At 49.6% G+C, this 24,741-nt stretch carries 24 protein-coding genes and 1 tRNA gene; 1 reads left to right on the top strand and 24 read right to left on the bottom strand.

The features are described 5' to 3' along the window. Positions 1–43 precede the first annotated feature (43 nt). From alr to tsaE, 20 genes are all read right to left on the bottom strand, one after another. Positions 44–1,132 carry an alanine racemase gene (gene alr, locus N3Z11_RS16240; protein ID WP_260658253.1) on the bottom strand — a complete coding sequence of 363 codons (1,089 nt, stop codon included), beginning with the start codon at positions 1,130–1,132 and terminating at the stop codon, positions 44–46. Further along, positions 1,132–2,565, bottom strand: a complete 1,434-nt coding sequence (dnaB, locus tag N3Z11_RS16235; protein WP_260658252.1) for a replicative DNA helicase — start codon at positions 2,563–2,565, stop codon at positions 1,132–1,134. Before dnaB ends, alr begins: the two co-directional genes overlap by 1 nt. Positions 2,566–2,786: 221 nt before the next feature. Next, positions 2,787–3,239, bottom strand: a complete 453-nt coding sequence (rplI, locus tag N3Z11_RS16230; protein ID WP_260658251.1) for a 50S ribosomal protein L9 — start codon at positions 3,237–3,239, stop codon at positions 2,787–2,789. Positions 3,240–3,272: 33 nt separating this feature from the next. Next, positions 3,273–3,500, bottom strand: a complete 228-nt coding sequence (gene rpsR, locus N3Z11_RS16225) for a 30S ribosomal protein S18 (protein WP_031568572.1) — start codon at positions 3,498–3,500, stop codon at positions 3,273–3,275. A gap of 10 nt (positions 3,501–3,510) precedes the next feature. Continuing rightward, positions 3,511–3,813, bottom strand: a complete 303-nt coding sequence (priB, locus tag N3Z11_RS16220; RefSeq protein ID WP_260658250.1) for a primosomal replication protein N — start codon at positions 3,811–3,813, stop codon at positions 3,511–3,513. 6 nt (positions 3,814–3,819) lie between these two features. Beyond that, entirely contained in the window at positions 3,820–4,197 is a 378-nt protein-coding gene (gene rpsF / locus N3Z11_RS16215) for a 30S ribosomal protein S6 (protein ID WP_260658249.1), read from the bottom strand. 294 nt (positions 4,198–4,491) lie between these two features. Then, positions 4,492–5,232 (bottom strand): 23S rRNA (guanosine(2251)-2'-O)-methyltransferase RlmB, encoded by a 741-nt coding sequence (rlmB, locus tag N3Z11_RS16210; RefSeq protein WP_260658248.1) that lies wholly within the window; start codon positions 5,230–5,232, stop codon positions 4,492–4,494. A gap of 163 nt (positions 5,233–5,395) precedes the next feature. Next, entirely contained in the window at positions 5,396–7,798 is a 2,403-nt protein-coding gene (gene rnr, locus N3Z11_RS16205; protein WP_260658247.1) for a ribonuclease R, read from the bottom strand. Positions 7,799–7,899: 101 nt separating this feature from the next. Next, positions 7,900–8,526, bottom strand: coding sequence for a tetratricopeptide repeat protein (locus N3Z11_RS16200; protein ID WP_260658246.1), 627 nt, complete (start codon positions 8,524–8,526; stop codon positions 7,900–7,902). A 184-nt stretch (positions 8,527–8,710) separates the two neighbouring features. After that, complete coding sequence (locus N3Z11_RS16195; protein WP_260658245.1) at positions 8,711–10,006, bottom strand: adenylosuccinate synthase; 1,296 nt, start codon at positions 10,004–10,006, stop codon at positions 8,711–8,713. A 162-nt stretch (positions 10,007–10,168) separates the two neighbouring features. Further along, positions 10,169–10,351 carry a DUF2065 domain-containing protein gene (locus tag N3Z11_RS16190; RefSeq protein ID WP_260658244.1) on the bottom strand — a complete coding sequence of 61 codons (183 nt, stop codon included), beginning with the start codon at positions 10,349–10,351 and terminating at the stop codon, positions 10,169–10,171. Continuing rightward, a complete protein-coding gene (locus tag N3Z11_RS16185; RefSeq protein ID WP_260658243.1) occupies positions 10,351–11,526 on the bottom strand; it encodes a cysteine desulfurase in 1,176 nt (391 codons plus the stop codon). The genes N3Z11_RS16190 and N3Z11_RS16185 overlap by 1 nt, the downstream gene beginning before the upstream one ends. 103 nt (positions 11,527–11,629) lie before the next feature. Continuing rightward, positions 11,630–12,508: a protease modulator HflC gene (hflC, locus tag N3Z11_RS16180; protein WP_260658242.1), complete on the bottom strand. Its 879-nt coding sequence runs from the start codon at positions 12,506–12,508 to the stop codon at positions 11,630–11,632. Between the two features lie 3 nt (positions 12,509–12,511). Then, positions 12,512–13,657, bottom strand: coding sequence for an FtsH protease activity modulator HflK (gene hflK, locus N3Z11_RS16175; protein WP_260658241.1), 1,146 nt, complete (start codon positions 13,655–13,657; stop codon positions 12,512–12,514). A 55-nt stretch (positions 13,658–13,712) separates the two neighbouring features. Next, positions 13,713–14,990: a ribosome rescue GTPase HflX gene (gene hflX / locus N3Z11_RS16170; RefSeq protein ID WP_260658240.1), complete on the bottom strand. Its 1,278-nt coding sequence runs from the start codon at positions 14,988–14,990 to the stop codon at positions 13,713–13,715. Positions 14,991–15,008: 18 nt separating this feature from the next. Further along, on the bottom strand, positions 15,009–15,266 hold the full coding sequence (gene hfq, locus N3Z11_RS16165) for an RNA chaperone Hfq (protein ID WP_260658239.1): 258 nt from the start codon (positions 15,264–15,266) through the stop codon (positions 15,009–15,011). Between the two features lie 93 nt (positions 15,267–15,359). Next, positions 15,360–16,256, bottom strand: coding sequence for a tRNA (adenosine(37)-N6)-dimethylallyltransferase MiaA (gene miaA / locus N3Z11_RS16160; RefSeq protein ID WP_260658238.1), 897 nt, complete (start codon positions 16,254–16,256; stop codon positions 15,360–15,362). A gap of 20 nt (positions 16,257–16,276) precedes the next feature. Then, positions 16,277–18,163 (bottom strand): DNA mismatch repair endonuclease MutL, encoded by a 1,887-nt coding sequence (gene mutL, locus N3Z11_RS16155; protein ID WP_260658237.1) that lies wholly within the window; start codon positions 18,161–18,163, stop codon positions 16,277–16,279. Further along, the gene (locus N3Z11_RS16150) at positions 18,163–19,635 is read right to left on the bottom strand and encodes an N-acetylmuramoyl-L-alanine amidase (protein ID WP_260658236.1); all 1,473 of its coding nucleotides are present in this window, start codon (positions 19,633–19,635) and stop codon (positions 18,163–18,165) included. Before N3Z11_RS16150 ends, mutL begins: the two co-directional genes overlap by 1 nt. Next, positions 19,629–20,111, bottom strand: a complete 483-nt coding sequence (gene tsaE / locus N3Z11_RS16145; RefSeq protein WP_260658235.1) for a tRNA (adenosine(37)-N6)-threonylcarbamoyltransferase complex ATPase subunit type 1 TsaE — start codon at positions 20,109–20,111, stop codon at positions 19,629–19,631. The genes N3Z11_RS16150 and tsaE overlap by 7 nt, the downstream gene beginning before the upstream one ends. A 223-nt stretch (positions 20,112–20,334) precedes the next feature. Between tsaE and queG the strand changes: the two genes are divergently transcribed. Further along, positions 20,335–21,486 carry a tRNA epoxyqueuosine(34) reductase QueG gene (queG, locus tag N3Z11_RS16140; protein ID WP_260658234.1) on the top strand — a complete coding sequence of 384 codons (1,152 nt, stop codon included), beginning with the start codon at positions 20,335–20,337 and terminating at the stop codon, positions 21,484–21,486. Here queG and N3Z11_RS16135 read toward each other — a convergent pair. The 4 genes from N3Z11_RS16135 to N3Z11_RS16120 form a co-directional block, all read right to left on the bottom strand. Then, positions 21,459–21,662: a DUF1289 domain-containing protein gene (locus N3Z11_RS16135; protein WP_260658233.1), complete on the bottom strand. Its 204-nt coding sequence runs from the start codon at positions 21,660–21,662 to the stop codon at positions 21,459–21,461. The genes queG and N3Z11_RS16135 overlap by 28 nt on opposite strands. Positions 21,663–21,686: 24 nt before the next feature. Beyond that, positions 21,687–23,903, bottom strand: coding sequence for a putative bifunctional diguanylate cyclase/phosphodiesterase (locus N3Z11_RS16130; protein WP_260658232.1), 2,217 nt, complete (start codon positions 23,901–23,903; stop codon positions 21,687–21,689). Positions 23,904–23,980: 77 nt separating this feature from the next. Continuing rightward, on the bottom strand, positions 23,981–24,490 hold the full coding sequence (locus tag N3Z11_RS16125; RefSeq protein WP_260658231.1) for a DUF4442 domain-containing protein: 510 nt from the start codon (positions 24,488–24,490) through the stop codon (positions 23,981–23,983). A gap of 175 nt (positions 24,491–24,665) precedes the next feature. Next, a tRNA-Gly gene (locus tag N3Z11_RS16120) sits at positions 24,666–24,741 on the bottom strand.

Below are 24,741 nucleotides of genomic sequence, written 5' to 3'. Positions count from 1 at the left end.
TTGTTTGTATTGCAATAACCTGTCTGCTTGTTATCTGGCAATCTTAACCGAGATTATCGCCAATATAACGCAGCTGCACCCGGCTGGTAATGTTACACAGCAGCTCATATGGAATGGTTTGCACCAGCTCAGCAATTTCTTCCACCGCCAGCTGCTCACCCCACAAGATCACCTGATCGCCGATATTCACCGGATCTGAGCCTATATCTATAGTGGTCATATCCATCGACACCCGGCCGACAATTGGGAAACGTTTGCCATTAATCAGCACCGGCGTGCCGCTTGGCGCATTGCGCGGGTAACCATCACCATAACCAATGGCAACAACAGCCAAACGGGTATCAACCGGTGCTGTCCAGGCGGCACCATAACCCACCGCATCACCTTTTTTCACATCACGCACCGCAATCACCGAACTGCTGAATGTCATCACCGGCCTTAAACCATGCTTCGCAGCGCGGCCAGCCAGCATCGGTGACACACCATATAACGCCAGACCAGGGCGGACCCAATCGCCATGGCTTTGTGGCCAGGCCAGCACTCCGGCTGAGTTCGCTATTGACAGTTCACCTTCACAACCATTGATAAGCTCAGAAAACAAAGCCAATTGTTTAGTTGTTGCCGGATTATCCGGCTCATCAGCACAGGCAAAATGGGTCATCAGCCGAAGTGGTTTTAATACATTCGGGCTTGCCATGAGCTGCTGATATACCTGCTTAAATTCAGCCGGATAGATCCCTAACCTGTGCATACCACTGTCAATTTTTAACCAGACATGCACCGGCGCTTCAAGCTCAGCATTTAATAACGCCTCCACTTGCGAGCGGTGGTGCACCACCACCTGCAAGTTGGAAGCAACTATTTGTGGCAGCTCGTCAGGGTGAAAAAAACCTTCCAGCAGCACTATAGGCTTGACAATACCACCGACGCGCAGCATTAAGGCTTCGTCGATACGGGCCACACCAAAAGCACCGGCGGCTTTGAGCTGTTCAGCAACAGCCAACAGACCATGACCATAGGCATTGGCTTTGAGCACAGCCAGAATTTTACTTTTTGGCGCAATACTTTGAATATGCTTAAAATTGTGTGCTAGCGCATCCACATTTATTTGCGCTATCGGACGTCGGCTCATTAATACTCATCCTCAAAACGGGCAGAGCCTGCGTAATTATCAAACCGGGAATAACGGCCATGGAAAGTAAGCCGCACCCGGCCTATTGGACCGTTCCGCTGCTTACCAATAATCACTTCCGCTGTACCTTTGTCGGGGCTGTCTTCGTTATACACTTCGTCGCGGTAGATAAACATAATCAAGTCGGCGTCCTGCTCGATAGAGCCGGATTCACGCAAATCTGAGTTGACCGGCCTTTTATCAGCGCGCTGCTCCAAAGAACGGTTTAACTGCGACAAAGCAATCACCGGCACTTTTAATTCTTTCGCCAGCGCTTTGAGTGAACGGGAAATCTCGGCTATTTCCAGGGTTCGGTTTTCAGACAAGCCCGGCACTGTCATCAGCTGCAGGTAGTCCACCATGATCATCGAGAGTCCACCATGCTCACGGGCAATACGCCGCGCGCGCGAGCGCACTTCAGTAGGCGTCAAACCCGATGCGTCGTCGATATACATCTTACCTTTACTATTCAGAAGCTCAATGGCCGACGATAAACGCGCCCAATCTTCATCATCAAGCTGGCCTGTCCGTACTTTGGTTTGGTCAATGCGGCCTAAAGAAGCCAGCATCCTCATCATAATTTGTTCGGATGGCATCTCTAAACTAAAAATAAGTACCGGCTTATCGCTACTCATAGCTGCATGTTCACAGAGGTTCATCGCAAAAGTGGTTTTACCCATCGAAGGACGGGCAGCGACAATAATCAAGTCTGACGGCTGCATACCGTTGGTCATTTTGTCCAAATCGGTATAACCGGTGGACACCCCCGTGATGCCACCTGAACTGGGGTTACGGAATAATTCATCAATTTTATCAATGGTTTTGGCCAGAATACTGTGAATAGCTTCAGGCCCTTCATTGGCGTTGGCACGCTGCTCGGCAATTTTAAATACTTTGGTTTCAGCAAAATCCAGTAGTTGAGCACTGTCGCGACCTTGTGGGTCATAACCGGCGTCAGCAATATCATGCGCTACCGCTATCATATCGCGCACCACAGCACGCTCACGGACGATGTCGGCATAAGCCAGAATGTTGGCGGCACTGGGCGTGTTTTTGGCAATTTCACCTAAATAAGCAAAACCACCCACATCGTCCAGCAGCTGATTGCGCTCCAGCCATTCGGAAACAGTAATTAAGTCAATCGGCTGGTTGGCTTCAGCAATGCCAGTCATAGCCTGAAAAATATACTTGTGCGCACGCAGATAAAAATCGTGCTCCACCACTTTTTCAGCGACTCTGTCCCAGGCGTTGTTATCCAGCATCAAACCACCCAGTACTGACTGCTCAGCTTCAATAGAGTGTGGCGGCATTTTTACGGCGGCCAGCTGGCTGTCCTGCGGATATTTATCTTTTTGATATTTATCTTTTGAAAATTTTTCTTTTGGATTTGCCATAACACCGGAGTTTATTGCTTAAGGTTGACCAAAACGGCCAACACCAGAATGAGGTTCAGTTGCGCCATAGCCTAGCATTTTTCCGAAACTGAAGCAGTTGGAAAAAGAACAAAGTTGGCAGATATTTTTTAACGCAGATACAGCAGAAAAATGAATCAAAATAATGCGGGGCAAACAGGAAAGATCCAGGCACAGTGCGAACACTGTGCCTGAATAAGCAATTAAGCTTCAGCCACAACAACCAGTTTGATGGTTGCAGTTACTTCAGCGTGTAATTGCAGGGCGATGTCGAAAGTACCAGTGTCACGCAGAGTGCCATTTGGTAATTTAACTTCAGCCTTAGATACAGCTACACCGGCTTCAGTGATCGCATCAGCGATATCACGGGTACCGATAGAACCGAACAGTTTGCCTTCGTCACCCGCTTTAGCAGCGATAGTTACTTCAGCCAGTTCAGCTACTTTAGCAGCACGGTCTTGAGCAGCAGCCAGGTTAGCAGCCAGTTTAGCTTCTAACTCTGCACGGCGTGCTTCGAATTTTTCCAGGTTAGCTTTGGTTGCTGGAACTGCTTTTCCTTGTGGGAATAAGAAGTTACGGGCATAACCAGATTTAACAACTACTTTGTCGCCTAAACCACCCAGGTTAGCAACTTTATCCAACAGAATGATATCCATTGTTTAATCCTCTCTGTATCGGTTGAACCAGGCTTATGCGTGTGAATCGCTGTACGGCAGCAGAGCCAGGTAGCGGGCGCGTTTGATAGCGCGGGCTAATTGACGCTGATACTTAGCGCTGGTACCAGTGATACGGCTAGGAACAATTTTGCCACTTTCAGTGACATAATTTTTTAAAGTAGCGGTATCTTTGTAGTCGATCTCTTGCACGCCTTCGGCAGAGAAACGGCAGAATTTACGGCGACGGAAATAACGAGCCATGAACTTTCTCCTAACTTAAAATTTCAATTCGTTGGGCATGGAGGACAAGCCTGGCTTGACCACTCGGGCTTTGATGACGGTTTAAAAAGCCTGTCACCCGAACCACACTACCCTGCATCAAATTGTGAGTTTGTCTGCACAACTCACCTGCTACCACAACCTGAAGTCGTACGTAACTGGCTCTGTTGTATCCGGCTTCCTGCTGCATCGACTTATGTTCAAGTGACAAATGCATATGCGGGATACCGGCTGGACTTTCGCTTCGGTCAGGTTGGCGGCAAATGACACCAGTAATGACCAGGCTGTTGTCCATCAGCAATTACTCGTCGTTTGCAACCTGCTCGTCAGCATCACGCGGAGCACGTTCACGACGTTCGTCACGTACCTTGGCCATTGGTGATGGCTCAGTCACAGCACCGTTAGTGCGCATGATCAGGTTACGCAGAACTGCGTCGTTGAAACGGAAGTTAGTTTCCAGTTCATCGATCACTGACTGTGGCGCTTCAACGTTCATCAGAACATAGTGCGCTTTGTGCAGTTTCTCGATTGGGTAAGCCAGTTGACGACGGCCCCAGTCTTCCAGACGGTGGATAGAACCACCCGCTTCTTTAATCGCACCTGTATAACGTTCGATCATACCTGGTACTTGTTCACTCTGATCCGGGTGAACCATAAACACGATTTCGTAATGACGCATGGTAGCTCCTTACGGTTAGTTAGCCTCGGGTGAGCTCGACCAGACTCGCATAGAGGCAAGGAACGTTAGTTGAACGGTCGAAGGGTGCGTATTCTACGGACTCAATGCGCTAAAAACAAGCAGAGAATGAGTTTTGCTGAAGATATCTCTCAACCATAAAACCACGGAAATCTGCTGATTTTCCGTGGTTTTATTCAAGAGTTTTATTGAGGTGTTTTATAAGAAGTTTTGCGGAATTTTGGCGGCCCAGTTGCAGCGATACAACGAAGTCTGCCAAAAGCTGCCAGCTGAAAACTATTTCGCCTGACGCTGACGCACTGCTTCGTATAAACAAATACCAGTGGCAACAGACACGTTTAAGCTCGAAACCGCACCAAACATCGGAATTTTCACCAGTGAATCACAGGATTCTTTAGTTAAACGGCGCAGACCGTCGCCTTCAGCGCCCATCGCCAGTGCGATTGGGCCGGTAAGCTCTGCCTGGTAAATAGTAGTGTCGGTTTCACCGGCAGCGCCCAGCACCCAGACACCCGCCTCCTGTAACTGGCGGATAGTGCGGGCTAAATTAGTCACGTTGATAAAAGGCACAGACTCAGCGGCCCCACAGGCTACTTTACGCACCACTGCAGTGAGCTTCACTGAACGGTCTTTGGGTGCTATCACCGCATGCACACCGGCGGCATCCGCTGAACGTATAATGGCGCCTAAGTTATGCGGGTCGGTAATGCCATCCAAAATCAGCAAAAATGGCGCAGCTTCGCGCTCTACAATGCGGGCTAAATCAGATTCATCCCCGGCATCATGCAACCGTGCTTTGGCGACAACACCCTGATGCTGGGCACCGTTGACTTTATCGTCCAGCGTTTTACGGTTGCAAAACTGCACTGAAACACCGGACTTACGCGCCAGCTGGATCACCGGCTGCATGCGCTGGTCTTCACGGTCTTTCAGTACAAACAATTCCAGCACATCTTCCGGGGCTCTTTCCATAAAAGCGCTAACCGCGTGGATCCCAAAAACATAATCTGTGCTCATAAACAATTCCTGCATGGTTGCAGCCCAGGCTGCAACAAAAGTAAAAACGAACGCCTGGCAAAACCAGGCGTTCAGATAAAGTGTGCCTAGTGTAGCAAAGTGCCGGCCAAGCGTCATTGTCGCTGATAACAGCAGCAACGCTTTTCAGCGGCTCAGCAAGGCGTTATTTGCGTTTACGCGGTGCCTTTGGCTTGCCACTACCGGCTTTGGCCGAAGAAGCAGCTGCTTTTTTACTGCCGGTTTTGCTTTTACTGCCACTGCGCCCAGCTTTGGTTTTGCCGGGCCTTGCCGTTGGATCGGCCACAGCACGGCCTTTTTTCTGACTAAAGCCTTTTGATGTGTTTTCAGTGCCTTTAATATCGGCTGCCGATACTTTGCGTTTACCGGCATGACGGGGCGCTCCGGCAACGCCCAAATCAATTTTGCGCGCTTCCAGATTAACCGCCAGCACTTTGACCGTAATTAAGTCACCCATGCGGTAGCTTTGATTGCTGTGTTCGCCCAGCAGCACCTGACGTTCCACATCAAAGTGGTAATAGTCATTCGGCAGTGAAGTGACATGCACCAGACCTTCGATATAAAGGTCACTTAGGCGCACAAACAAGCCAAAATTGGTGACAGTGGACACCACACCCGGGAATTCAGCACCAATATGGTCCTGCATGTATTCACATTTGAGCCAGTCCGACACTTCACGGGTGGCATCATCAGCACGACGCTCTGTCATCGAGCATTGTTCACCCAGCGGCACCATTTGCTCCGGTGTATAAGAACGGGCGCCTGTGGTGTGCTCGCCTTGTTTTTTCAGCACAGATTTAATCACTCTGTGCAATAACAAGTCAGGATAACGGCGGATTGGCGAGGTAAAATGAGCATATGCTTCCAGCGCCAGGCCAAAGTGTCCGAGGTTTTCCGGTTGATACACCGCTTGTTTCATCGAACGCAGCATGGTGGTTTCGATCAGCTCTTTATCCGGCCTGTCCTGCAGTTTTTGCAATAAATGCATCAGCTCCAGTGGCGTTGGCTCTTGCGGTAATTCGGCACTGATACCAAGTTCGGCCAGGAAACGTTTAAAGTTGGCAAAACGGTCTGAATCCGGTTGCTCGTGCACGCGGTACAAAGCAGCAGCTTCGGCTTTTTCCACTAATTTTGCCGAAGCGACGTTGGCCAAAATCATACATTCTTCAATGATTTTATGCGCTTCGTTACGATGCACCGGCACTATCTGCTCAATTTTACGGTGGCTGTTGAAGATAAAACGGGTTTCTACAGTTTCAAATTCAATGGCGCCACGTAAAGCCCGCACCTTGGCCATTTGTTTATACAGCGAATACAGGTTATCGAGGTTGGTCAGATTGCTTTCATATTGCTGACGAAGCTCCAGATCTCCCTGCAAAATGGCATGTACTTTGTTGTAGGTCAGCCGTGCTTTGGAGTGCATCACAGCTTCATAAAACTTAGAGCTGCCAAGCTTGCCCTGCGGGCTGATATGCATTTCAGCAACAAAACATAAGCGGTCGGTGTGAGGATTCAGTGAACACAAACCGTTTGACAGCACTTCCGGCAACATCGGCAGTACGTGATCGGGGAAATACACCGAGTTACCGCGGTCCAGTGCTTCACGGTCCAATGGCGTGTCCGGCTGCACATAAGCAGTGACGTCAGCAATAGCCACCCATAAATGCCAGCCACCGTCTTCTTTGCGTTCACAATAAACAGCGTCGTCAAAGTCGCGGGCGTCTTCGCCGTCTATGGTTAATAACCCTAAATCAGTTAAATCAACCCGGCCAGCTTTGGCGTCCTCCGGCACTTCTTTGCCATAAGCCGCCACTTGCTTTTCAACGGCCTCAGAAAATTTATGTGGTAACTGATGGTTGCGGATAGCGACTTCAATTTCCATACCTGGTGCCATATGGTCACCCAGTACTTCAATCACTTTACCCACTGCATTTACCCGCTTGGACGGACGCTGAGTGACTTCTGCCAATACAATCTGGCCATGGCGCGCCGCGCCTTCTTCACCGGCAGGAATGACAATATCCTGGGTAATACGCGGATCTTCCGGCACCACCACAGCAAGGGCAAAATCTTTAAAATAACGGCCGACAATAGGCTCAGTGCGGGGTTTTAACACCCGGACTATCCGCGCTTCTATTTTGTCTTTGCCTTTAATTTCGCCGGCACTGGCCAGCACTACATCGCCGTGTAACAGGCGCTGCATATCAAAATTCTGGATATACCAATCTGGTCCACCTTGTTCCAGCTTTAAGAAGCCAAAACCATCACGGTGACCAATCACAGTACCTTTGACCAAATCTAAATCATCTACCAGACCATAACGTTTGGTTTTGGTAAATAACAACTGGCCATCACGTTCCATAGCCCGCAGGCGTTTTTTCAGCGCAAATAAATGCTCTTCGCCTTCCAGTTTTAATTCAGAAACTAACTCTTCGAAGTAGGCAGGCTGCTGACGCTGTTTGATGTGCTCGAGGATATATTCACGGCTTGGAATGGGGTTTTCATATTTTTCTTGCTCACGCGCAAGATGCGGATCTTTGATCGTCATGGATTCTCTTCATTACTAAAACTGCGGCAAGTGTAACAGCCTCCTGCTGTTTTTTCACTGTTGCTGTTCATTTAAGCAACAAAACAATCTAAAGGCTGTGGTTAGAGCGGCTGCCTGGCTCTGGCAAGCACTGCGCCCGGCATTTTGCCGCCAAGGCCTGCCAGTGCTTTTTGAATGCGTTGATGCATATTTTTATCTGCTGTGACTGAATGGTGCAGCCAACGGTAAACGGTTTCATAATCAACCGGGCTGCCAACACCAGCCAGTAATAACTCGGCAAGCCGCACCTGCGCATTCAGATTGCCCATGCTGCCGGCTTCAAATAAATAATGTTGGGCTTTGGTTAAATCTTTTTGCACAAATTTGCCTTGCTGGTAATAACGGCCAATTTGCTCCAGCGCTTCGGGCAGGCCCTGATTGGCGGCTGACAACATCAAATCCCAACCCCGCTCCACATTCAGCGGCACACAAACACCATAGGCCAGCATGTCGCCAAATAAAAACTGATAGGAGGGTAATTTCATAATATCGGCGCGGGCTTCAATATCTTTCACCAGCTGGCAATCGTCGGCTTTCACCCGTTTTAAATGTTGGTTTTGCCGGATCAGCTGCAAAAGTTCGTCCTGCGTATAAAGCTGAACGACCTGTAACTCGGCCGTGCTCACCTGCGCCAGTGCAACAGGACTGCACCAGAACAACACCATAGCTAAAACGGCTAATCTGCGCATTTACAACCCCACATTCAGATACGGACCCGGATAAATCAAATGCCCACAGCAGGTACAACAGGCACTGTCAGTTATATCGGCCAGGCCGGAGATTTCTGTAGCAAAATTATAGAGTGGCCTACAGAAAACCGCTAAGCATAAAAAAACGCTGCACCAGGCAGCGTTTTTTCACATCATCTATTGCTTAGGCAAAAGGATGTTGCAATACAATGGTTTGCACCCGATCCGGGCCAGTAGACACTATGTCGATAGGCACACCGGTTACAGCTTCCAAACGTTTGATGTAATCACGCGCCTGCTGTGGTAAAGCATCCAGTGATTGCACACCAAAGGTCGACTCAGACCAGCCTGGCATAGTTTCAAAAATCGGTGTTACCAGCTCATAACCTTCAGCGGCCATTGGTGGTACATCAGTGACAGAACCATCTTGTTGACGGTAACCGACACAGATTTTCACTTCTTTCAGGCCATCGAGTACGTCTAACTTAGTCAGACAGAAACCAGAAATACTATTGAGCTGCACGGCACGACGTACTGCAACAGCGTCAAACCAGCCACAACGGCGTTTACGGCCAGTGGTCGCGCCAAATTCATGACCTTTAACACCTAAGTGCTCACCCACTTCACAATCAAGCTCAGTCGGGAATGGGCCAGAACCAACACGGGTGGTATAAGCTTTCACAATACCCAATACATAATCGATGTAACGAGGGCCAAAACCAGCACCAGTGGCAACACCACCTGCAGTGGTATTAGACGAAGTTACATAAGGATAAGTACCGTGGTCGATATCCAGCAGCGTACCCTGGGCACCTTCAAACATAATTTCCTGACCAGCTTTACGGGCTTTGTCCAGTAAATCAGTCACATCAACCACCATTGACTTCAGCGTTGCAGCCATAGAAAGCGCGTTATCTAAAGTTGTCTGGTAATCAATAGGATCCAGTTTGTAATACTGCGTCAGAGTGAAGTTGTGTAACTCCATCAGAACTTTCAGTTTTTCCGCGAACAGCTCCGGATTAAACAAATCGCCTACGCGTAAACCGCGACGGGCAACTTTGTCTTCATAAGCCGGGCCGATACCACGACCGGTAGTGCCGATTTTTTTATCACCGCGGGCAGCTTCCCGGGCAACATCCAGCGCCACGTGGAATGGCAGGATCAGGGGACAAGCTTCGCTAATCAGCAGACGCTCTTTGACCGGAACGCCACGCTGTTCCAGCATGGTCATTTCTTTTAAAAAAGCTTCAGGAGACAGCACAACGCCATTACCAATCACACATTTTACGTTGGCACGTAAAATACCTGAAGGGATCAGGTGCAAGACAGTTTTTTCACCGTCGATCACCAGGGTATGACCGGCATTATGGCCGCCCTGATAACGCACTACATAGCTAGCCTTGTCGGTTAATAAATCGACGATTTTACCTTTTCCTTCGTCACCCCATTGGGTGCCGAGCACTACAACGTTTTTGGCCATGGTTCCTACATCATGGAAAAAAATTAGGCGGGGATTCTACCAAAATAAAATGCAAAGTTCAGCCGCAAGGGTAAAAAAAAACCAGCTGATTATTCAGCTGGTTGAATTCATTCAAGATTCACCGGATTGTTTTTATCAAAAGACGTCTAAACTTCTTTGCTTTCAGACTAAAAACAGGTAAATCACCCCGGCCATGCCACAAAGCACAGCACCAACCTGACGTAAACCCGACACAGGCTCTTCACTGAGTTTGCGCAAATACCAACGCCATTTATTTGGAAATAACAAAGGGCCTATGCCTTCAAGCAACAGCACCAGCGCTATCGATTGCCAGAAAATCTCCATTATTTACTCCGAAAGCTTCGCAAACAGGATAAATCATAGTCGCTGGCATCATGATAAAGCGCAAAACCAAAACGCAGTCTGTCGCCCCGGTAGTCTGTATGAATACCATGTTGTTTTAAATAAGCAGATAACTCAGCCACTTTCGCCGCATCATCCAGCAAAAAAGTGAAAAAATGACCGTGATTTTGCAAGTCAGCACAAAGCAGTTGCTGTTCGTTTAATAACGGATGTTGTTGCGCTTTAAGCTCTGCTAAAAAGGCCTGTTGTAACTGCTGCACATGCTGATGCACCAAAGCCACACTGATACCTTCTGATTGATACAAATCCAGCACAGCTTCAAGCCGGTACAAAGCCGAAAAATCCATAGTCGCGCCGGCAAACTGATAACCATCGCAGCTATATTGCACCTGACTTGTTTTGGCGGCGGCCAGGGTACCAAACTCGGCAAACCAGCCGGTGTAAAGCGGGCGAAAACCATTGTTTTCCGGCACCAGCATAAAACAACAGCCTTCACCACCCTGCGCATATTTGTAGGAGCCCGCCAGATAAAAAATCCGCCCTTCGAGCTTGCTGAGATTGGTGGGCAGAGCCATAAAACCATGGTAACCATCAAGGGCAATAGTGGCCTGGCAAACTGCTGCTATGGCATCCACAAAAGCAGTTAAATCATTGATGGCAAGACCCGAATTAAAAAACACCTGACTACAAAATACTAAATCTGGTTGCAGCCTTTGTGCAGCTTCAACAAAACGTGTGGTGAAATCGGCAAAAGGCAGGGTTTGCACCTGTACCAGTTCAATCTGTGGCAATTCAGCCAGACGTATAATTTGCCGGCTGAAACTGTGAAACTCGCTGTCGCTGGTTAAAATTCTGACTGGTTTGGTCCAGTCAAAACAGCTCAACAACCGAAACAACAGCTCGTGGGTATTAGGTGCAAACACCAACTGTTCAGGCTTTTGCAGCTGCAAAATTCCGGCGATCTGCTGTTGTACTTTGGGGACTTTTTCGCCAAAAATATAATCCCATTTGTCATCAACCAGCCGGGCGCTGTCGTCCCAATATTGCAAAGCAGCAGCTCGTGTCACATCCGGCCAATAGTGATGGGAATGACAGGCAAAGTGCTGCACTTTGGCATTGGCGGTTAAAAAGCCCTGATAATATTTTTTATAACTCATGTCCTGCTCCACGCACCGGCTGTATTTTCGCTGAGGCTTGTTGGTTATTTCTGCTTTTTATAACAAAAAGGCGCCCGCAGGCGCCTTTGTTTCGACCTTAGTCTCAGTTTTTCTGTTGTGACTTCATATACTGGAAGAAATCACTGTCTGGCTGTACGACTAACACATCAGATTTGCTGTTGAAGCTGCGGTTATAGGCTTCTAAGCTTCTGACAAAACTGAAAAATTCAGCGTTTTTGTTATAAGCTTCGGCATACACTTTTGCAGCCAGAGCGTCACCTTCACCACGGGTGGTGCGTGAATTACGCTCCGCTTCGGCCACCATCACAGTGACACGGGCGTCAACGTCGGCACGGATAATTTCCGCCTGCTCCATACCACGGGCGCGATGCTCTTTGGCAACAGCGGTCCGCTCGGCACGCATACGCTGGAAAATGTTGTTACTGATTTCATCCGGCAGGTTAATTTTTTTCACCCGCACGTCCAGAATCTCAATACCCAGTTCGTCTGAACCTTTACCCGCCTGTGCCAGCGCTTTGGTCATCAGTTCAGTACGCTCACCAGAGACGATCTGCTGAATGGTTCTGGTACCAAACTCTGTACGCAAACCGTTGTTAATGTACTGTTTTAAAAGGTTTTCTGCTCTATCGGTGCGACCGCCTGTTGATAAATAATATTTACCAAAGTCTTTGATACGCCACTTCACATAACTGTCGACCAGTAAGTCTTTTTTCTCTGCCGTCACAAAACGGTCGGCCGGATCGTCCAGCGTTTGCACCTTGGCATCCAGAGTGCGCACGTTCTCAATCAGCGGCAGCTTAAAATGTAAGCCTGGTTCAAACACTACCACGGCGCCTGCAGCGTCACGCTGGATTTTGCTGAACTGGAACACAATACCGCGTTCACCTTCCTGCACCACAAAGACCGAGGAGTAAACCACAATGGCAACCAGCGCCAACAGAGCTAATATAAAGTTTTTCATCGATTAACCCCTTCCTGCCCGGTTGCTGTCAGTACGCGGTGTATCAATGCGGCTGTCGGTACTGCGCGGCTCCGGTAATGTTAAACGTTGTTCAGGTGCAGCTGTTTTTGCCGCAGAACCATTCTGGTTTAACATTTTATCCAATGGTAAGTACATAATATTGTTGCCGTTTTTCACATCAACTAACACTTTGGACGTGTTGCCGTATACCTGTTCCATAGTTTCCAGGTACAGACGTTCACGGGTCACCTGAGGTGATGCAATATATTCAGGCAGCAGTTTTTCAAAGCGTGCCACTTCACCCTGAGCTTTTAACTGAGACTGCTGTTTGTAAGCTTCAGCTTCCTGCATTACACGGTTTACACGACCACGGGCTTCAGGTTCGATGGCGCGGGCATAAGCCTGTGCTTCCTGAATAAAACGTTGTTCGTCTTCCTGCGCCGCTATCGCGTCGTCAAAAGCCGCTTTTACTTCTTCCGGCGGACGGGCGTCACGGAAGTTCACATCAACAATTTCCAAACCTAAGTTGTAAGGTTTGATAATAGATTCCAGCTCAACCCTGGTATTCTGACGGATCACTTCACGGCCTTTGGTCAGCACGTCGTCCATCATCGAATGGCCCACCACATAACGTAACGCAGCATCAGTCGCCTGACGCAAGCTCGCATCCGGGTCGACCACAGCAAATTTGTACAAACGAGGGTCTGCAACACGGTACTGAACTTCAAAAGTGACCCGTACCAGGTTTTGATCCTGCGTCAGCATAAAACCATCGGTTTTTAACGCCTGTACTGTACTGATATCCACCGGCAACACTTTATCGATAAAAGTGGGTTTCCAGTTAATACCCGGATTCACTTCGGCGTGATATTGGCCAAAACGTAAAATAACGCCCCGCTCAGATTCTTTAATGGTGTAAATACCGCTGAATAACCAGCCAAGCAGCGCCACCACCAGCAGCAGTACCAGTACGGCGGAGCCACCACTGTTATCACTGGCAGAACCGCCTTTATTACCACCAAAGACACCGCCGAGCTTTTTGCTCAGATTGCGGAACACTTCATCCATATCAGGCGGGCCCTGATTACGACCACCCTGGTTCCAGGGATCATTGTTTTTGCCGTTATTGCCCGGCTCATTCCAAGCCATACTTCACTCCGTTCTGCGTTTTGAGAGTTAAGGTTAATGTATCAAAAAGTCCGGTTCAGACCAGAAAATTTTGCAACAAACCATCGCTTTGCTTAAGTAATCTTGTCCATTGTGGTTTTGCCAGTGCTAACTTCAGCCGACAAACCCCACTTTCATCAAATTGTTCTTGTTGCACAGCCCCCATTTCATGAAGGCGGGCGCGCCATGCACTGGCCTCCGGTGGCAACGCCAGCTGCAACCTGAGAAAACTGTCAGATAACAAACTGATAATGGCCTGAAATAACAAGTCGATGCCAAGGTTTTGCTGCGCCGACAGATACACTGCAACAGCCACACCCTGATCGTTGTATTCAATACGCGGGTTCTGATCCACCAAATCAATTTTGTTATACACCAGTAATTGCGGCAGACCATCTGCCTCAATTTCATGTAATACCTGCTGCACCTGATGAATATTGTCGGCCATTCGCGGGTCGGCCACATCCACCACGTGCAACTGCAAATCTGCCTCGCGGCTTTCCTGCAATGTTGATTTAAATGCAGCCACCAGATCATGAGGCAAATGCCGGATAAACCCCACAGTGTCGGCAAAAATTAACTGACCAAAATCGGCCAGCTTCACTTGCCGCAATGTCGGATCCAAAGTGGCAAATAATTGGTCGGCGGCGTACACATCAGAACGGGTCAGCCGGTTAAACAAGGTGGATTTTCCGGCATTGGTGTAACCCACCAAAGAAATCACCGGAATTTCAGCTCTTTGCCTGGCTTTTCTGCCCTGCTCGCGCTGCTTACCCACTTTATCCAGTTTCTGATGCAGTGCACTTATACGGTCGCGCAGCAAACGCCGATCTGTTTCAAGTTGAGTTTCACCCGGCCCTCTTAAGCCGATACCACCTTTTTGCCTTTCATTGTCAAAACCACGGATAAGACGGGAGGCCAGATGTTTAAGCTGCGCCAGTTCAACCTGCAATTTACCTTCGTAACTGCGGGCACGCTGCGCAAAAATATCCAGAATAAGGGTAGTACGATCGATGACACGGCATTGGAACAGCCGTTCCAGATTGCGGGTTTGCGCCGGCGACAAGCTGTGATTAAAAATCACCACAGATGCTTCATGAGCAGCAACTGCCGCTGCGATTTCCTGCGCTTTGCCTGTACCTACAAATAAACGGGCGTCCACTGTTGAACGGTTGCAACTAAACACCGCCAACTCGTGGACACCAGCTGAGGAGACCAACATTTGTAGTTCGTGCAGATCTTCACAAGCGCTTTCTTGCGGAAAAAAAACATGCACAAGGATCGCTTGCTCAGCCATAGATTCAGGGTCAAACAAGCGTAAAAGTCCTGTGTATTATTCTATTTCGTCCATATCACCGCTGCCGGCACCATGACTAGCCATGGTGTTCACAGCGCGCGCCGGAACTACAGTAGAAATTGCATGTTTGTACACCATCTGACTGACAGTGTTTTTTAACAAAATGACAAACTGATCAAAAGACTCGATTTGTCCCTGTAATTTGATCCCATTCACCAGATAAATAGAAACTGGAATACGTTCCCGTCGTAAGGTGTTTAAAAATGGGTCTTGTAAAGATTGGCCCTTTGCCATGTGCCGCTTTCCTTTTTCTTAGTTCTGATTCTTGATATATGGATTATTATATTATTTTCAAGTCGTTAAATAACGATTTTTTTCTTAGCTTATCTAGCGTAGCGAAGATAAAACAGCTTGCAAGTTTTCCTCAGGACTAACTTCGCTTTTCAGCCAGTTTAATTCCTGCCAACTACGCAGCCAGGTTAATTGCCGTTTTGCCAGCTGCCTTGTTGCGGCAACACCACGATACACCATCTCGTCATAACTCACTAGCCCGTCCAGATAATCCCACATCTGACGGTAGCCCACACAACGCATGGATGGTAAATCTGCATGTAAATCATTGCGTTGTTTGAGTTGTTGCACCTCCAGCTCAAAACCCTGTGCCAACATTTGCATAAAACGCATTTCAATGCGCTGATGCAACACGGCCCTGTCGGTCGGCGCTATAGCAAACTGTTTTACCGGATATGGAAAAGCTTCACCTTTTTCTGTGGTCCAGTCGGTCAGGCTGCGCCCGCTTGCCAGATAAACTTCCAGCGCCCTGTTAATCCTTTGTGGATCATTAGGATGAATGCGCGCCGCCGATACCGGGTCTACTTCAGCCAGTTGCTGATGCAACGCCTGCCAACCCTGTGCTGCCGCCTGTTGTTCCAGTTTCGCCCTAATTTCAGGGTCAGCCTCTGGTAAAGGCGAAATACCTTCCAATAAAGCCTTAAAATACAACATGGTACCACCAACCAGCAGCGGTACTTTACCCTTTTGCTGAATCTGTGCGATATGCGCCAGTGCGTCGGTGCGAAAATCTGCTGCCGAATACGCCTGTGCCGGGTCGAGAATATCAATCAGCCGGTGTGGCGCTATGGCCAGCTCCTCAGGCGTTGGTTTGGCTGTGCCTATATCCATGCCACGATAAATCAGCGCACTGTCGACACTGATAATTTCAGCATTGAGTTCTCGCACCAAATCAAAAGCCAGCGCAGTTTTGCCTGATGCTGTCGGCCCCATCAAAAAAATTACCGGCATTGTCATTTGTCTGACCTCAATAAAGCTGCACTGGTACTGATATCCAGCGCTGTCGCGCGCCAGCAGGTCGGGTCAGACAACTGTGGTGCAAAATAGTTTAAAAAAGCAGGCAACAAAAACCAATGCTGCTTTAGTCCAATTTCAAGCAATAAGTGAATCAAATCAGTACTGCTTGCCTGTGCGGGCCAGGATTGCCACCACAGCACCAACCACTGACTGATATCACTGTTCTTTAATAGCGCCGGCACTGCGCGCACTATCAGCACCTGATTATTCAGCAGCAGATCAAAACCAAGCGCCGCCAGCACTTGCGCCTGTTGCATTAGCAGTGTTTTTTCCGCTGCCGATACTTGCAGCCGAAGCGGCAATAACAAAGCTGCTGAAGGTGGTGGTTGCCGGCACCACAGCGGCGCCAGAGTGGCCGCCATATCCACCAGCATCAGACAGCCATTTTGGCTGGTCACTGCCAAACCCTGACCGGCATCAAGCCAGGACAGTGCCAGGCTCCCCTCTACTACCCTGCTGTGTTGGTCAGGCCTTTGTGCTTCAACCTGATGTGGACTTATCGACAGTGACTGCACCTGTTCATTCACCTGATCTGGCGGAGAATAAACTGTTGGTTTGATTGGCCAGCCACCGCCTGCCGGCATGATTGCCGCCGGCTGACGAGCTGCTTTATAACCTGATGAACTATAAGCCGGGCCTGACTTATGCTGTGCTGTGCTATAAGCTGCTGCGGCACGGGGTGATGACTGCTCAGTCGCAGTAGCATGCTCAAGATCCTGATGCCAGGCCTCAGCCTTGTGCTGCGCAGAAGGTGGGTTGTCCGGGTTGTTGTGCATAAACGAAGCCGGAGCCGAATCAGGTCGTTCAGCAGTTTCAGGCCATAACACCGGCTGCTCACACACCTGAGCCAAAGCACTGACGACAAAATCATGCACCAGCCGCGCCTGATGAAACCGTACTTCATGTTTGGCCGGATGCACATTGACATCCACCTGCAGAGGGTCGAGGTCCAGATACAATACAAAAGCAGGTTGAACACCTGGCGCCAAACTATCGCCATAAGCCTGGCGGATGGCATGATTCAGCAGTTTGTCACGCATCATACGGCCGTTCACATAACTGTACTGACAGGCTGGTTGCGCCTGGCAAGCTTGCGGTAGCTGCAGCCAGCCCCACAGGTACATCTGCTCGTAGCGGCTTTCTACAAACAAGCTGTGTTCAATAAAACTGCGGCCACAAAGCTGCGCCAGCCGTTTTTCTTTGCCTGCTATATCTGACACGGCCTTCAGCGCCCTGACGCTCTGGCCGTTATGATTGAGCTGCCAGCTGACATCAAAACGGCTCAATGCCAGACGTTTTACCAGCTCGTCAATATGGCTGAATTCAGTTTTATCTGAACGTAAAAAGCGCCGTCTGGCCGGTGTATTAAAAAATAAATCCAGCACTTCAATCGAAGTCCCGACAGGATGAGCGGCTGGTCTTAACTGCACCTGCATGTCCCGGCCTTCGGCCATAGCCTGCCAGGCGCTGTCCTGGGTTTCAGGTCTGGAGGTTAAAGTCAGCCGCGACACCGAGCTGATACTGGCCAGCGCCTCCCCCCGAAAACCGAGGCTGACAATTTGTTCTAAGTCGCTTAGTTCACTGATTTTACTGGTGGCATGGCGACACAGCGCCAGCGCAAGTTCATCTTTGTTGATGCCACAACCGTTATCGCGGATACGGATCAGCTTACTGCCACCTTTTTCAATGTCGATACTGATACTGTTGGCACCGGCATCCAGACTGTTTTCTACCAGCTCTTTGACCACTGAGGCGGGCCTTTCGACCACTTCCCCTGCGGCGATTTGGTTAGCCAGCTGCGGCGATAACACCTGAATGGGCATTAGTTAGGTATCCTGAGAACCTGACCGACCTGAATATTGTCGCTTTTGAGTTTGTTGTGATTGCGCAATACCGACATCGGCAAACCGTATTGTTTGGCAAGGCCAGACAAAGTTTCACCACGTTTGACGGTATGCACAGCCGGGCCTGACGCCGCTGAAGTCGCCACTCTTGGGCCTGCAATCACAGGCGCAGGTCTTTGTGGTGAAGCAGGCTGCTGACGGGCGGTGTATGCGCTACTGCCTGAATTTGCCGTCGTGGCTGCTCTGGCTGGGGTATTTTGGGCTGTAGCTCTGTTGACAGGAGCTGCGCCCTGACGCTGCGCCAGCCAGGAATCCGCTGGAGGCGTGTCGGTAAAGTGTTGTTTTAACGCGCGAAAAATTGCATTGGCTAATTTTTGCTGATGCGATGCCGATTTTAATTTCTGCTCTTCGGTCGGATTTGAGATATAACCTGTTTCCACCAGAATAGAAGGAATATCCGGCGCTTTTAACACACCAAGACTGGCCGCCTGCGGCTCTTTTTTATGCAAGTGGGTGACCCGGCCCATTTCTGATAACACTCTTCTGGCCACTTCAAAGCCGGTGGTCATGGAGTGGTTCATCGATAAATCCAAAACCGTCTGCGCCAGATAACGCTCATTCGCCGAGTCTTTAATGACTTCGGCCACTCCACCTAACAGTTCCGAGTGTTGTTCAGTTTGTTCCAGCATCCGGCCCACTTCAGTAGTGGCCCGGCGCAGCGACAATACCCAGACCGAAGCGCCATGCGCCTTACGGTTCGTCACAGCGTCAGCATGCACCGACACTAATAAATCCGCTTGTTTGTTACGGGCCAGATCCGGTCTTTTACTGGGGTAAATGTAATAGTCTGAAGTGCGGGTTAAAACCGCTTTAAAACCAGGCTCTTTGTTAATCAGCGCCTGCAGTTTTTCCGACACAGCCATAGTGACATGTTTTTCATAGGTGCCTTTAGGTCCGACGGCACCTGGGTCATGCCCGCCATGACCTGCATCTATTGCAATCACAATATCACGGCCACCGGCTCTCTGACTTCTCGGCGGCGGTGGCACCGCTGCGGCCTGTTCAGCCTGCACATCAGCTAAATCCAATACCAGCCGATGGCCATAACGGTCTGAAGGCGGCAAGGTAAAAGCTTTTTCACGCGCAGCTCTGGTGAGTTCCACCTGCAACAAAATACCGCGGTCACCCGGCAGTTTTTTCACTTTAATGTCTTTAACCAGCTCAGATTCACCCGACATTTTGCCTAACGAAGGGCTTTGAATATTGGTGATCTCAAGCTCAACGGTTTGCCGGTTCTGGCTTAACAAACGGTATTGCGCTTTACCAGTCACATCAAACACCACGCGGGTGCTGTCGGGTGACGGCCAAATCCGCACACTTTCTATTTTTTCGGCGGCCAGGGCTGGCGCGAACATCACCCCCAGCAAGCAGCACCACAGGAATCTCAGCATGGTGCAGTTCCTTGTACTGCATTTAGCATTTGTTGTCCTTTGGCCGTGGTTGCTGTCAGGCGGGCGATGCGGCTTTGGGCGTCTGTTACCTCAAGCTGCAGCGTTAAATCCGGCACCGGCAATAAAGGCGCGCCGCGCTCCGGCCATTCCACCAGACATAAATTGCCAGCAGCAAAATAATCACGCACGCCCATAAATTCGAGCTCTTCCGGGTCGTGCAATCGGTATAAATCAAAATGATAAGCGTCAAGTGATGGCAACTGATAGGGTTCAACCAGAGTGTAAGTCGGGCTTTTAACATTGCCCTGATGACCAAGCGCCTGCAACAAACTACGGCTGAAAGTGGTTTTACCGGCGCCTAACCCGCCCTGCAAATAAATCACACCGCCGCCAGCACAGGCTTGCGCCAGTTTTGTTGCTAATACAGCGGTTTGTGTTTCATCGTGCAATGTCAGTTGGTAATGCGCGTCGGCCATGCCAATCCCTAAATCAAAATTTTTTATGATGCTCAAGCGCAACCAAATGGCTGTGCTTACAACTTTGCCGCTTATGCTATCAAATTCATCAGATCAGAACCACCTTGAATACCAACAGATTTACCGCACCAACGTCAACGCTTCCGCCTTGTGTTAACATCAGCGCTTTGCCGCAGACAAGTGTGCAACAGAAAACAAGACTAAGCAGCAGCGGAGCATCAAGATGTCCAACTCCCATCCATTTTCTGACGCCGACTGGGCCACACTGGCCAGCCAGATCAAAAGCTGGGCGCTGGAGCTTGGTTTTTCGCAAGCCGGAATTTGTGACACTGACTTAAGATCCCAAGAGCCAAAGTTGCAGCAGTGGCTGGACGCCGGTATGCACGGTGAAATGCAATATATGGCCGAGCACGGCATGAAAAGAGCACGGCCTGCCGAGTTGCAGCCCGGCACCTTAAGGGTGATTTCGGTGCGGCTGGACTATCTGCCGGCCGCGGCTGGTTTTGCCACCAATCTAAGTGATCCTTTCCAGGCTTATATCAGCCGTTATGCACTGGGCCGTGATTATCACAAGCTGATGCGCCAGCGACTGAAACAGCTGGGCGAAAAAATTGAGCAGCATGTCGGCGCTTATGGCTTCCGGCCTTTTGTCGACTCGGCCCCTGTGCTGGAGCGGCCACTGGCGGCCAAAGCTGGTCTTGGCTGGACAGGTAAACACAGTTTGTTATTAAACCCGCAAGCGGGCTCCTGGTTTTTTTTGGGCGAACTACTGGTGTCCTTACCCTTACCTGTGGATGAGCCAATACAACAGGACTGTGGCTCATGTGTCGCCTGTATCACCATGTGCCCTACCGGCGCCATTGTGTCGCCCTACGTGGTAGACGCACGCCGCTGTATCAGCTATCTCACTATTGAACTCAAAGACGCGATCCCAGAAGAGCTACGCCCGCTGCTTGGCAACAGGATTTATGGTTGTGACGATTGTCAGCTGGTTTGTCCGGTAAACCGGCAGGCGCCGCTTGGCAAAGAAGAAGATTTTCAGCGCCGGCCGCAGTGGCGCGACCAGAGCTTATTAAGTTTATTTTTATGGGATGAAGCCACTTTTTTAAAAATGACCGAAGGTTCAGCTATCCGGCGTATTGGTTATCAGCGCTGGCAACGTAATCTGGCGGTGGCGCTGGGCAATGCACCTTTTAGCGAAGAAATTCTGGCTTTGTTAATGGCAGAGCAACAACATCCGGACGCTTTGGTGCGGGAACACCTGCAATGGGCTTTGGCCCAGCAACAGCAAAAACAACAGCAACAACAAAAGGAAAACCGCCAGCAGCAGCGGCTGATCCGTATTATTCAGCTCGGTTTGCCGCGCGACGCCTGAAACAGCGGAAACTCAGACTGCGCCAGCATACGCTCGGCCGCCTTTTGCAGAATTTGCTGTTTCTGCTCGGAACTTGCCTGATGCCAGCCGGTAATTTCAGTTAAAGTACGGCCACAGCCCAGACAAACGTCAGCTTCATTCAGGCAACAATTTCTTTTACAAGGTGCGGCGATCATCACACCTCCTCCAGATTGCAAAACTTAACCCGGTAATGAGGGGGTTTTGATAAAGCTGACAAAGTCTTCTGCCCGCAGTGGTTTAGAGAAAAAATAACCCTGAATAAAATCACAACCAAGTTCACTGAGCACAGCCAGCTGAGCTCGGGTTTCAACCCCTTCGGCCACCACTTGCACATCCAGCACTTTTGCCATATTGATCAGTACTGCCGCCAGGGATTTGGCTTTATCGGCCGTTGCAACATCAGTGACAAAACTCTTATCAATTTTAATCAGGTTGACCGGGTAGCGGCTCAGATAGTTCAGCGCCGAATAACCTGTGCCAAAGTCGTCTATGGCAAGCTGCAACCCTTGCTGGTGCAATTTCAGAATATTGTTTTGCTGCACCGAAATCCGGTCCATAAACAAAGATTCAGTGATTTCAAAAATCAGGTCGCTGCTGTGAATGCCAGCGTCGCTGATCATCTGTAACCATTCGTCAGCCACATGATGGACGTTAAACTCCTGACTGCTGCGGTTGATTGACATTTTCAGCGACAAGCCTTGCTGTCGAAAGCTTTGCATATCCCGCAACGCCTGTTGCAAAATCCATTGCCCCAGCGGCCGGATAGCGCCGGTACGTTCTGCCACACTGATAAATTCCAGCGGAGAAATCAGCCCGCGTTCCGGATGTTGCCAGCGAACCAGTGCTTCACATTTATTAAAACTGCGACTTTTCAGACAATAAATCGGCTGGTACACCAGAAAAAACTGCTGCTGCGCAATACCATTCATAATTTCATTATGCAGATGCACAAAACGATCTGCTTCTTTTTGCATGGCGGCATCGTAAAAATGGTAGGTATTGCGGCCCAGTTGTTTGGCGGCATACATAGCACGATCGGCATGTTTAAGCAGATCGCTGTGGCTCATGCCGTCATGCGGGTACATAGCTATACCCACACTGGCGCTGACCGCCAGCGACTTTTCCCCGACCTGTACCGGTTTTGCCAGTTCCTGCACCAGCCGCTCGGCCATCAGCTCGGTTTGCTCAGGTGCACTGCCAAGCTGACTGACAATCACAAATTCATCACCACCAAGCCGTGCCAGTAAGTCTTGCTCTGTCACCAGCAGTTTTAACCGCTCCGCCACTGCCCGCAGCAATTTATCGCCAACCAGATGGCCCAGACTTTCGTTCACTTGTTTAAATTCGTCCAGGTCAATACACATCAGACTCAGACTGTTCTGGCTGCTTTGTGCCTGTTTGATCATCCGTGACAATTGCTCGGTAAAAACCGCCCTGTTTGGCAAATTAGTCAGCGGGTCATAGGTGGCCTGAAAGGCGATGGTGTAAAGCGCATGTTCACGCTCGCGGGCCATGCGCAGTAATAACAATAAAGCACAACACAGGATCACAATCAGCGCCAGCGCCAAAGGCGTCATCCATTGCAAAGAGCCCACCAGCCAGGCAGCAGATTCTTTCGGAGCCGCATGCAGCTGCCAACGGCCAACCGGCAGTTTAATATCCACTTTCACCTGAGCCATATTCAACAGCTGTTGGTCACCCCAGAACAGCTGGCCCGGATTGTCTTCACCGTCACGCCCTGACAGCGCAACATAATAATGTTGCTGTAGTCCGGTCAGCCGGACGCGCTCCAGCAGTGGTTCCAGTGGCATAATAGCGGCAATCACGCCCCAGACACTTTGATCGTTGAGCAACACCGGCACCCGCACCACCAGACCTGAACCGCCCTGCAATAAATTGACCGGCCCCGCCACCACAGGTTTGGACAGCGCCAGTGTTTTTTCAATAGCAGCAAGCTGATTGGGAATATTGCGATAATCCACGCCGATAATGGCTTCATTGCCAGGCAAGGGGTATACATAACGGATCACTAAATCAGGCGCCACGGCAATATGGCGAAAATGCGGATAATTGTGCAGCAACAACGACACCCGGGCGTCCAGGCTGTTTAAGTCGATTTGTGGGTTTAACACCAGTTCACTGCGGATTGAATCGAGCGCAACCACACCACTGTTGACCACACCTTCCAGTTCTGAAGCGTAGTTGGTCAGAGTTTGCAGCAGCTGATAACGCTGAGATTCAATATATTTGGCGCGCTCCTGCCATAACATGGCCACCGCAAGCGCTGACAACAACAAAAACACCAGCACTGTGACAGTTCTGGGATGTCTGATAAAAAAGTTGCTGTGATAAGGTTCAGCAGTGTTTTGTAATATTGAGACTGGTACGGAATTCAAGTTGATAGCCCGGAATTTAGCTTCCACGGAACTCTAACAGGGGTTCGTGTTCTTGGCTACCTCTGTGTTTTGGGAAATCAACTTTCCTTTGATGCAGATCGCTTTTTCGGAACCCAGGCCCAGACAAATTGCGCCAGCACAGGTTCAACGCCAACTTCATCCAACAACTGTACCTGCACTGTCACTTCGCCTTTTTCCTGACTGCGAATGTTATCAATTTGCTCAGCAGTCAGGCTGGCGATGGCCGTGAGTTGCCCGGTTGCTCTTTTGACGTAATCCAGATGCATGGATTTAAGCAGCGGCAGTCTGTCGTCCGGCACATGCATGCCTACCAAAAAGCCAGTGGCGGATTCACCCAATAAAGCCATGGCAGCGGCATGCACTGAACCTATATGGTTTTGTACTTTACGGCTATTTTTTTGCACTAAACGCGCTTGCTGAAAATTCAGCTGCTGAATCTGAATACCGGCGGTACCGGCAAATTTTACGGCCCGGCCGAATAATTGGGATAATAAAAACGACTGCAAAAAAGCCGGCGCATGACTAATTTTCGTGACAAGGCGGCTGAGTTTATTGTTGGCTTCCATACTGGTCTAACCTGTCTGAATAAAGCGTAGAAATTAGCAGTTGCGCTTTGAAATAACAAGCGAAGCTGAACAACATCATACGAAAACCAGAAACGCAGAACATGGCGAGGCCACAGCATTAAGTCTGTGTTTTAACAGAAAATTGAAAAATGCCCTGCCAGATATGGCAGAAAATTGGAGCGGGCAACGAGATTCGAACTCGTGACCTCGACCTTGGCAAGGTAGCGCTCTACCAACTGAGCTATGCCCGC

This window comes from Rheinheimera sp. 4Y26 (assembly GCF_025245835.1).
In the GTDB taxonomy this organism is placed as follows: domain Bacteria; phylum Pseudomonadota; class Gammaproteobacteria; order Enterobacterales; family Alteromonadaceae; genus Pararheinheimera.
The sequence above is the reverse complement of the archived record's forward strand: the minus strand, read 5'-3'. Positions and strand labels throughout refer to the sequence as shown.